7 protein-coding genes are annotated in these 9,653 nt (G+C 55.5%); 4 read left to right on the forward strand and 3 right to left on the reverse strand.

The annotated features are described in order from the left end of the window. The first annotated feature begins 166 nt into the window (after positions 1 to 166). From rpmA to ABX962_RS20680, 3 genes are all read left to right on the forward strand, one after another. The gene (gene rpmA, locus ABX962_RS20670) at positions 167 to 412 is read left to right on the forward strand and encodes a 50S ribosomal protein L27 (protein WP_339941165.1); all 246 of its coding nucleotides are present in this window, start codon (positions 167 to 169) and stop codon (positions 410 to 412) included. Positions 413 to 779: 367 nt separating this feature from the next. After that, positions 780 to 2,000 (forward strand): hypothetical protein, encoded by a 1,221-nt coding sequence (locus tag ABX962_RS20675; protein WP_372721913.1) that lies wholly within the window; start codon positions 780 to 782, stop codon positions 1,998 to 2,000. Continuing rightward, a complete protein-coding gene (locus ABX962_RS20680) occupies positions 1,984 to 3,024 on the forward strand; it encodes a hypothetical protein (protein ID WP_372721914.1) in 1,041 nt (346 codons plus the stop codon). The genes ABX962_RS20675 and ABX962_RS20680 overlap by 17 nt, the downstream gene beginning before the upstream one ends. A 96-nt stretch (positions 3,025 to 3,120) precedes the next feature. On the opposite strand, the gene ABX962_RS20685 is transcribed toward ABX962_RS20680, so the two are convergent. Beyond that, positions 3,121 to 4,557 carry a DUF1501 domain-containing protein gene (locus ABX962_RS20685; protein ID WP_372721915.1) on the reverse strand — a complete coding sequence of 479 codons (1,437 nt, stop codon included), beginning with the start codon at positions 4,555 to 4,557 and terminating at the stop codon, positions 3,121 to 3,123. Beyond that, positions 4,547 to 6,982, reverse strand: coding sequence for a PSD1 and planctomycete cytochrome C domain-containing protein (locus ABX962_RS20690; protein WP_372721916.1), 2,436 nt, complete (start codon positions 6,980 to 6,982; stop codon positions 4,547 to 4,549). The genes ABX962_RS20685 and ABX962_RS20690 overlap by 11 nt, the downstream gene beginning before the upstream one ends. 594 nt (positions 6,983 to 7,576) lie before the next feature. Here ABX962_RS20690 and ABX962_RS20695 point away from each other — a divergent pair. Next, positions 7,577 to 9,298 carry a PQQ-binding-like beta-propeller repeat protein gene (locus ABX962_RS20695; protein WP_372721917.1) on the forward strand — a complete coding sequence of 574 codons (1,722 nt, stop codon included), beginning with the start codon at positions 7,577 to 7,579 and terminating at the stop codon, positions 9,296 to 9,298. Positions 9,299 to 9,317: 19 nt separating this feature from the next. Here ABX962_RS20695 and ABX962_RS20700 read toward each other — a convergent pair. Then, a partial coding sequence (locus tag ABX962_RS20700) for a DUF971 domain-containing protein (protein ID WP_372721918.1) occupies positions 9,318 to 9,653 on the reverse strand: 336 nt, incomplete at its 5' end.

Genomic DNA, 9,653 nt, shown 5'->3' on the forward strand with positions numbered 1-9,653 from the left:
AGTTTGATTTTGCGAAGAATAAGCGTGCCAGCCGCAATTGTCCGCATAAAAAGAGATCTAAATCCTAAAACTAGCGTGAATCCTGCGGTAGGCCTGCCTTGATCGATTGGCGGCAGGTTGCTACATTTCGTGGCTCAAAACACGCTAAAACCCCCAGGTGGTACTGATGGCACATAAGAAAGGGCAGGGCTCCAGCCGAAACGGTCGCGATTCGAACGCTCAGCGACGTGGAGTCAAGAAGTTTGGTGGCGAAGCCGTCCGCGCAGGCAATATCCTTGTTCGTCAAGTTGGCACCAAGTTCCACGCTGGAAAAGGTGTTGGCCAAGGCAAAGATTACACATTGTTCGCATTGGTCGACGGCAAGGTCATGTTTGACCGCGAAGGCCGCCGTATCAATATCGTCACCGAGTAAAAGTCAAAACCGAGTAAAAGTCAAAAACCGGCCAATCAACGGCAAGATCGCTGCGGCTTCGCTCGCAGTCACTCGCTGCTGAATGGACCGTAAACGCCTGCGCACGCGGGCAACCCTGAACAAGCCCAAGGCAAAGCGTCCGACGCAGCCTTGGGTTTTTTCGTGCGCCGACGCTGTCGCAAGGTTTTCGTGCGCCGACGCTGTCGCAGGGGTCGAACATCGTGACAGGCGTGTTGACGCCTTTCCGCTATAATAAAGCAACGTGTTTCGTCGCTTGCCTCCGCAAACCGCAAAAATCTGAACGCAGCGGCACCCTCAATCTCGCTCGATCTTTCACCGGGCCAATCTCCCGACGGAGCAAATGGCGATGACATCCGACCCATCGAGAACAGGCCCATCGAGAACAGGCCCGTCGCATACGAAACACGCGGGCAACGCAACGTCGACCAACGCGGCAGTATTGCTAGCCGTCGTAATCGCATGCTTGGTGGGCGTCGCCACATTCAACGTGACGAAGACACCCAAAATTGAACCGGTCAGCCGCAACGAATTTGATGTCATCGTCCCCAAGGTTCTCGAACCTTCTCGCGATGTGGTCCGTGCCGCGTTCTTTGATCGCGAGGTCGAGCCCGAGATTGCAAAGACCGACCGACTGAACCGCGAAGCGGTCGATCGTTGCATCCAGCGAATCGGACTGCTGATCCGCCGCTACCATCGCGGCGTGACCCCGTTTGTCAACGACTTGACCAGCATCTCGACTCGCTTGGGAATCGTCAAACGAATGCCTGGCGATTGGTGGCAGGAAGACAACCGCATCCAAAGCTACGTCGCGGAGAAGTTCGAAAAACATTTGTTCTCGGAAAAAGTTCTGACGGACGACATTGCTGCGGTCCTTGATGATTTTCGCAAAGAGATCGATGCCAATCAGAAACGCATGCTGGTCAATGTGCACGCCTCGCTCGAAGTGGCGGATCTTCCCGAAGTCCAGCTCGATCAATACGAAACGTTCTACGAATCGATCTCGCACCGACTACAAACCTTTTCCGCCGAGCAGGGTGCGACGAGCGTTTACAACGCAATCGTCGTGATTTTGATTAGCGAAGCTGGCAGCTATGCGGCCACCACCATCGTCGCTGGATTGCTGGCACGCTTTTCCGCAACCGCCGCCGTCGGTGCCGCTGCGGGTGCCGGAACCGCCGCGGGTGCTGCGGCAACAGGTGCCGGCGGCGGAAGCTTTGTCGGGCCGGTGGGAACGGTTGTCGGGCTGGGCGTTGGATTGGCCGTCGGACTGATCATCGATTGGTGGATGACTGAAAAATTCGAGAGCAAAGTCAGCGAGCAACTGCACGACTATCTCGACATGCTCGAAGCCACTTTGTTGGACGGGGCTCCGCAGCATTCTAAAACCGACGCGATCACGACGCAGCCCAGCGAGACCGCGGCAACACGCGGGCTTGGTTCGATCGACAACGCCAGCGGATTAAAAGCAACACTGCCGATTGTGTGTGACCAGTTACTGAACGCCTACCGCGACCAATTCTTTACCAAAATCGTTTCCCCAGGTGTAACTCATGACGAAGCTCTTTAACGCCTCGCGTTCCAATGTTTGCAGCTACACATTGGCGGCATTGCTGGTCATGCTCGTGATAGGAACGAGCCGAGATGCGGCGGCACAGCGATTGGCAGCAAGTTCAATCCCCACCTCGGTGGTCAAAGCCGTCGTCAAATACTTTGGCAAAGAAGGAGCCGAACAAGCGACCGAGTTTCTAGCCAAGAGTGCCAGCAAGGAAGTGATGGAACGTGTCGCAACGATGGCGGCACGCGAAGGGGGCGAAGAAGCGGTCGAGCAGGTCGCCAAGCTGACCGCGAAACATGGCCCCGAAGTGCTGATGGCACTGGACAACAGTGCCGCGGTGCTGCCTGTCATCAAAGCGCTCGATGAGATCCCGGCATCGCAAGTCCGTGCGGCACTTGGCAAACTCGCAGCCGGCGAATCAGGAAAAGCACTCAGCACGGCAGTCACTCGCTATGGCGCCAAGGCGCTCGAAACCGAACTAAAACATCCCGGCGCCGGCTTGGTGCTATTAAAGCATTTTGGCGACGACGGAGCCGAATTGGCCAGCAAAATGACAAGCGATCAAGCGATCGTGATCGCTCGTCATGCCGACGAAATTGCGGCGTTGCCCGCAGCACAACGAACCGGTGTACTATCGCTGATCCGAAACGACACCGAAAAAGTCGTCGCGTTTGCAGGACGTTTCATCGAAGCAAACCCAGGCAAATCGCTGTTCACGGTCGCCACCACGACGATCATCTTGGCCGAACCGGAACGGATTCTCGGCGGCGACGAAGTCGTCTTTGATGCCGATGGGAACCCGATCGTGGTCTCTAAGGCAGGCATCGTAGGCCGATCGATCGAATCAACCGGCAAAGCAGCCGAACACATTTCCAACAACTTTGTGCAACCGCTGTTCTATGCCGCACTCGCCTTTGCAGGAACGTTCGCCGCGTTGTGGATCGTGCTAAAGCTATGGCACACTCACAAGCGAGAAAAGCAGCTAACCGAACAAGCGATACTGAAAAATCTGCCCTCCGAAGACCAAGCTTCCTGATCGAACCAAACATTTGCGTCTAGCCTCGCCACCACGCCAGGCTGCCAGCAAATGCACCGGAGCCCACTGGACCGAAGTTCGATGGAGGGAGGCTGGTCACGAAAACAGTTCCGAGATGACGTTGCCTTCGACATCGGTCAAGCGAAAATCGCGGCCACCGTAACGGTAGGTCAATCGCTGGTGATCGATCCCCAGCAGATGCAACACCGTGGCATGGAAATCGTGAATATGAACCTTTTGCTCTGCCGCGTAAAAGCCAAACTCGTCCGATTGACCGTAACTAAACCCTCGCTTCACGCCGCCGCCCGCCATCCAGTAGGTAAACGCATGCGGGTTGTGGTCGCGACCGTCGTTGCCTTGCGCCGTCGGCGTTCGCCCAAACTCGGCGCCCCAAATCACTAGCGTATCCTCGAGCAATCCACGTCGTTTCAGATCGGCAAGCAGCGCAGCGATCGGTTGATCCACCTCGCCCGCCAATTCCGTGTGCTTCTCTTTTAATTTGCTGTGTTGATCCCAGTAGTTATGCGTGACTTGGACAAACCGCACCCCCGATTCTGATAACCGACGAGCCAATAAACATTGGCGTCCAAAATTGTCGGTCGGACCGCCATTGATCCCGTACTCGGCAAACGTCGTTGCGGTTTCTCGGGAAAGATCCATTAGCGAGGGAGTTTCCATCTGCATGCGAAAAGCAAGCTCGAACGATTCCAGCCTCGCCGCCAACTGCGAATCCAAACCCGCAGACCCCGCTTTCGAAGCGTCCAGCTTGTGCAGTAAATCGAGCTGCAGCTGTTGCAGCTTTGGCGTGGTCGCGGTGGCGCTGGCGAGATTCTCGATCTTGGCGTTCTTCATCGGGGCACGCGTCGATCCGATCCGAGTGGCTTGATGGATCGGAGGCAAAAATGCCGAACCAAAGTTCCGCACTCCACCATGTCCCAAGGTCGGATTGATTGTGATAAAGCTTGGCAAGTTCTCGTTTTCGGAGCCTAATCCGTAGCTGATCCATGACCCCATACTGGGTCGAACAAAGGTGTCCGAACCGGTATGCACCTTCAACATCGCCCCGCCATGAGCTTCGTTGGATCCGTGCATCGATTTGACGAACGTCAAATCATCAACATGTTTTGCAACATGGGGAAACAGATCACTAACCCATGTGCCGGATTGCCCGTACTGGCGAAACCTCCAAGGACTTTTGAGCAAATTGCCCGTCTTGGCGAACTGGATCCGCGGTTTATCAAACGGCAGCGGCTTGCCATCGTGCTTGGCGAGCTGTGGCTTGTAATCAAACGTGTCGACATGCGATGGGCCGCCGTGCATGAACAAGAAGATGACTCGCTTTGCTCGCGGCGCAAAATGCGGCAATCCCGCATCCGAATCCGCCCGCGACGTGGCAGCAGACACCGACTTGCCCGACATCATCTCGGCCATTGCAATGCCGCCTAAACCGATCGATCCTTTGATCCAATCGCGGCGGTGAGCCCAAGCCCCATTTCGACAACCCGAGTCACAATTTTTGGATTCAATCGACATAACTAAATAAACTCCCCGCAATGAGCGTACGGCACAGTCCCGACCAAGCTTGCTGAGGACTCGTCCCAGCGGGAAGTCGCTGTGCAGCGTCGGTAATGAATTCCTGACAAAGAGCGATATCGGCCTCGGTGGGCGGACGACCATACAGCTTCATCCACAAATGGGTGATTCGGTCCTCTTCGTCGACGTGGTCCAACATCGATGCACTTAGCCGCTCGGCTTGTTGATGGACAAGTTTGCTGTTGAGTAGGAACAAAGCCTGATTAGGCACCGTGGTAACGGGACGCTGTTCGATATGGTTGGCGGTTTCGACATAATCAAAGGTTGAAAACAGATCCAACAGCGCCGCTCGATTGATCATCAAATAAACCGATCGTCGCGGGGCATCCGCATCAACCGGGCTGCCCCCAAACGTGCGATCCAAAGAGTCGCCGGCGATGTGAATCGCATCACGCAGAGGCTCGATTTCCAGTCGCCGGCGATTTTGGTGTGAAAGGTACTCGTTTTCGGGGTCAACTTCGGAATAATCCGCAAGGTCGCTCCGCATTTGGTAAGTACTGCTGAGCATGATCAAGCGATGCATGCGTTTCAGCGACCAGCCATCATCAATCAATCGTCGCGTCAACCAATCCAACAAATCTTGATGCAGCGGAGCTTCGCTTTGCAAACCAAAATTCGAAGGGGACCGCATCAACGCTTGTCCGAAATGCCACATCCACAATCGATTAGCCATCACGCGTCCAGTCAGCGGATGATCGCCGGACGTCAACCAGCGAGCTAAATTCAGACGCCCGCTTTCGTTGTCAGCAATCGTGTCCAACCCGGCAACGCTTTGCAGTCGCTGCGGCACTCCGCGATGCACCGGCGTATCACCTTTGCTGAGATGGTTGCCACGGATGTGCACCGCCAACGTCACCGGACTACCTTCTTCGACCGCCATCGCAATGTCATACGCGGGCATCGCTTTTTCAGTGTCGGCCAAAACCTTCCTGGCTGCGGCGAGTTGTTTCTTTGTCGTTTCGGGATATTGGTCTTCGGGTTTGGCGGGCAACGTCTCCGTTTTCAATTGTGCCAGCAGGGCAGCATTGGCGTCGGCCACGATTTTCTCGACCGCCGCCCGACTGTGATCAATCTTCTTCTGGTGTTCGCTGCGTTGCTGGTCGATCGCTGTCGACGGCAGATCTCGCTCCATCCATTTTGAAACAAAGTTTTCGTGCAGCATCGACCGGGTGCTCGCGAAGATGCCCGCCAACGCGTAATAGTCTTCGGCCGAAATCGGATCAAATTTATGGTCATGACAACGAGCACACGCGACCGTCATCCCTAACATCGTGCGAGTCACCGTATCGATTTGCTCGTCGACAATGTCGATCCTCATTTTTTCCTTGTCTTGCTCGGCCAGCATCTTGGGACCGATCACCAGCATTCCTGTTGCAGTGATCCGCTGACGATTGAGTTGTTCGTCGTCCGTGGGCAACAAGTCACCCGCAAGCTGATGAATAATAAATTCGTCGAGCGGTTGATCATCATTAAGACGATCAAAAACCCAATCGCGATAACGCCAAGCATGAGGCATTTTGTGATTTTCATCGGCGCCGTTGGTGTCCGCATAACGAACAAGGTCCAACCAGTGCCGCCCCCAACGCTGGCCGTAATGAGGCGACGCGAGCAAGCGGTCCACCACTCGCTCGAAACTTCGTGGCGAGTCATCGGCAAGAAACGCATCGATTTCACTTTGGCTCGGTGGCAAGCCGACCAAATCAAACGTCGCACGACGAAGCAACGTATACTTGTCGGCCTTTGCGGCTGGACGCCAACCTTTCTCGCTGAGTTTCGCCAGCACAAAGGCGTCGATCGGGTTGCGAATCCAATCTCGATCGTCTTGATGGATTTCCCCCTGCGGAACCTCGGGTGCAACCACGCTTTGAAATGCCCAATGATCACGCGCGGCAATCGGATCGATTCCATGTCGCGGGGCGGCGGCGGCCTGTGTGCGAGGATCAACCGCTCCTCTTTCAACCCAGGTGACAAAATCGTCAATGACCGATTGCGGCAACTTTTGCTTCGGCGGCATTTCAAAGTCGTCGTACTGGATCGCCGATATCAACAAACTTTCCGAAACGTTGCCCGGCACCACGGCGGGACCGCTATCGCCCCCCAGGTGTGCCGCCTCACGACTGTCCAGCAACAAACCGCCTTGAACAATCGCTGCGTCGCTTGAATGACACGAATAGCAGTGCTCGTCGAGCACCGGGCGAATCCGACTTTCAAAGAAGCTGATCTCCGATTGCGGTAACAAGTCGGTAGGCTCTGTCGCGGCTACAGATTGCGATTGGATGACCCACCCAATGACCGTGAGGACAACCAACAAGACAGCGGTGCGTCCGATGAGCAGCGGCTTCGTTTCACCCATAAAAATTGGCATGGGAATTGGCAGTAGTAAGGCGGGGGGGAAAGTTCAGGCAGGACACGTATTATAAACGCTCCGGCGAGGAGGGTGTAACGCATTTGCTTGGAGTTTCCGCTGCCTTAATGAGCAGTCATCTTCTGAAAAGCGAAGAAAAACAATTGCGAACTTGGTGCCCTACGCGAAAGTTTTGATGCGAGATTAGTCCGGTGCTGGCTGTAACCGAAAAAACCAACAACCTACGGATCACACGACGCCGCAGCCCCATCCCACCGCCGCGATCGACAACCTTCGAATTCAACGCCTTGAAGGAAGCAAGCCAGCGTATTCTACTGGCTGCAGCACGTAGGAAGTTCTCATTTACGAATGGAGTAAAAATGGCTGACTTTGACAAACGTTGCCCACGCTGCAAAAGCACCATGTTTCGCGTCCCTCGTCATTGGCTTGAACGATTCTTCTGTTCCGCCGTTTACCACTGCAATCGATGCCGGAGGCGACGGCGACTCGCGGCGGTGATCCATACTCTGATTTAGCTTTGATCATTACAATGGATGGGAATTAACGACTTGGCACTTTGCTTCGAGTCATCCCTTCCAAGCTTGAGACTTTTCTTTGACCGATTCGAATCAAGATGGCGTGCCAAATCTGACCGATGACCAGGGTCGTCAAGATGACAAACTGGCACAGCGCACTCCGCTAGCCGTTCACCGCGAGCCCAACTTTCCGGTTCGGATTGCCGTGGTAGCCATCACTGCGGGCGTCGTTGTTTTTCTACTGCAGCATTTCGTTTCCGAACGAGACCATCAAAACGCCAACCTGTTCTCGTTTGGCGTCGTTGCAATTGCACTGCTGACGATTTTGTTTCAACTCTTTCGTCTCGCGCGAAACCATGGCTATCCGCTGCTGGTTCCGATCGTGGCACTCACGGCGGCGGCGGCGTTTGCCAGCCTGTTTCGCTTCGAAGGCTTTAGCGGCGAGATGGTCCCCGATTTCAAACCGCGATTCTGGAGTGCCAATCAACCCGAACGCATTCCGATCGCAGCAGGATCCACCGACACGCTCGCACCGCTCGAACCGTCGGAACAGACGATTGCTGCCGAAGACTCAACGGGGTTTCTAGGGAACTCGCGAAACGGCTTTATCGCAAAGCGACAATTCGAAGTGCCCGCTGATGCAGCGGAGGCTGAAGTACTGTGGAAACAAGGTATTGGCGAAGGATGGGCGGGATTCGCCGTTAGTAGCGACCGAGTCGTCACCCTAGAACAGCGTGACACCACCGAATCATTAACCTGTTACCGGATTGGCGATGGCGCGTTGCTGTGGGCAGTCAGCCACCAAGCGAGACACGAGCATCCGCTCGGTGGAATCGGCCCACGATCAACCCCTACGATCATGGGCGAGCGAGTATACGCGCTCGGAGCCACCGGCAAACTCTGGTGCATCAACATCAAAACAGGTGAAGAAATCTGGAACGCCGACTTACTGAAGATCGCCGGATGGAACCAAACGCAGTCCGAAACGGCGATTGCATGGGGACGCGCAGCTTCGCCATTGCTGGTCGACGGCTTGTGCGTCGTACCATTAGGCGGGCCAAGCGATCCTGCGATTCCACCGTCCGAATTGGCCAAAGCCGGTCGCGGTCTGATCGCGTTTGACGCCGCCAGCGGCGAAATTCGCTGGACCGCCGGCGAAGACCAAATCAGTTACGCTTCGCCGATGCTGTTGACCTTGGCGGGACAACGCCAAATTGTGATTGTCAACGAAAGCACGGTCAGCGGACATCGCATCGAGGATGGAAAACGCTTGTGGTCGTTCGAGTGGCCTGGGCAAAGTAATGCGGGGGCGAATTGCTCTTCGGTAGTCCTGGCGGGCGAAAACCGATTCCTGGTCGGCAAAGGCTACGGTGGCGGGAGTGCTCTTGTCGAAGTCACAGCCGATGTGGATGGAGAATTCGTCGCCAAGTCGGTTTGGCAATCCGGCCGCGTCTTAAAAACCAAATTCGCCAACACCGTTGTCATCGGCGACACCGCCTATGCACTGAGCAATGGGTCGCTCGAAGCGGTGGCGATTGCAGACGGTGATCAGCGATGGCAACAACCTCGAAGCGAACGCTCGGGGCAGGGTCAAATCCTGGTGGCGGAGGATACGATTGTGGTCCAAGATGAAGCAGGCGACGTGCTGTTTGTCCAATTGGACGAAGATCAATATCAACTCGAACTTCGCTTGCCTGCCCTCAACTCGAAAACATGGAACGTGCCGACCATTGCAGGCCGGCATCTGATCGTGCGAAACGATCGTGAAGTCATCTGCTTTCTATTGCCCGAGCGAAAGTAATGGGAGGCCACCCACCGAATTATTCAGGTGGGCTGGCCAGCATTTTCATGGGGAAGATGCCGGAGGAATGACCGTCGGAAAAGGCAATGCTGTAGGCGTAGGAGCCAACCGGCCGCATCGATTCGATCCGCAGCGGACGGGCCTCTTCGGCACTGAGCACGGGCAGGCTCAGTGATTTTGGCGACGCCTGCTTTTTCTCGGATTCCTTTTCCTGTTCGCCGCGTTTCTTTTCGCGGCAGGTTGCACAGGGGCAAGCGGCACGCAGTTGAGCCACGGTCCAGCGAGTGCTTGTACCGTTATTCCATTGAATTTGGATCGCCGTTTCGCCTTCGCGAGTGATCGAGACGGGCGTGAG

Origin of the sequence: Novipirellula sp., assembly GCF_041583735.1 — a bacterium.
Taxonomy (GTDB): Bacteria; Planctomycetota; Planctomycetia; order Pirellulales; family Pirellulaceae; genus Novipirellula.

What these genes read in the sequence shown, in the direction of transcription:
- rpmA (WP_339941165.1), top strand. Translation starts at nt 167, where the DNA reads ATGGCACATAAGAAAGGGCAGGGCTCCAGCCGAAACGGTCGCGATTCG.
- ABX962_RS20675 (WP_372721913.1), top strand. Translation starts at nt 780, where the DNA reads ATGACATCCGACCCATCGAGAACAGGCCCATCGAGAACAGGCCCGTCG.
- ABX962_RS20690 (WP_372721916.1), bottom strand. Translation starts at nt 6,982, where the DNA reads ATGCCAATTTTTATGGGTGAAACGAAGCCGCTGCTCATCGGACGCACC.
- ABX962_RS20680 (WP_372721914.1), top strand. Translation starts at nt 1,984, where the DNA reads ATGACGAAGCTCTTTAACGCCTCGCGTTCCAATGTTTGCAGCTACACA.
- ABX962_RS20685 (WP_372721915.1), bottom strand. Translation starts at nt 4,557, where the DNA reads ATGTCGATTGAATCCAAAAATTGTGACTCGGGTTGTCGAAATGGGGCT.